1 pseudogene is annotated in these 508 nt (G+C 68.7%); it reads left to right on the top strand.

The annotated features are described in order from the left end of the window. Positions 1–153: 153 nt before the first annotated feature. A pseudogene (locus CF165_RS49570) lies at positions 154–335 on the top strand (IS5/IS1182 family transposase); the annotation flags it as partial. Between the last annotated feature and the right edge of the window lie 173 nt (positions 336–508).

Consider the following 508-nt stretch of genomic DNA (forward strand, 5'->3'; position numbering starts at 1 on the left):
GTGGTACAACCGTCCGTTCCGGGACCTGTTCGCCAAGCCCGTGTGTGACTAAACGCGGCGGGGAAGCATCGAACCCGGCCCGTGTGACGGAGCCCTAAGGGATGTCTCGCAACCCGGCGACGGCTGGCCCGGCCGATAGTTGATCATGCTGGTGTGGTTCAAGTGATCACAGCGTCGCGGCCGAGTGGATTGCCCCGTTCACCGGCTTGGAGCCGGGTCAGTTCCGGAAGCTGGTACGACTGGTCGCGAAGCGGGGCGGGGACGAGATCGCAGACGGGCGCCCGGGCCGGCAGTGGGCATTGCCACTGGCAGACCGGATACTGCTGGTCGCGACCTAGTCGCGTCGGCGTTGTGCCGCTCACGAGCGCGAGTGCGCAGCTGTCGTTCATGCCGAGCTTGTCCGGCGCCGGCAGTTCAGCGGCTCGACGGACGAGGTGCATTGGCGGAGGCGGCAGCTGGCGGGGACCAGCCGGGCGTGTCCCGGCCGCGGCACGTCCCCCGGTTTCCC

The sequence above is a fragment of the Amycolatopsis vastitatis genome (assembly GCF_002234595.1).
Taxonomy (GTDB): domain Bacteria; phylum Actinomycetota; class Actinomycetes; order Mycobacteriales; family Pseudonocardiaceae; genus Amycolatopsis; species Amycolatopsis vastitatis.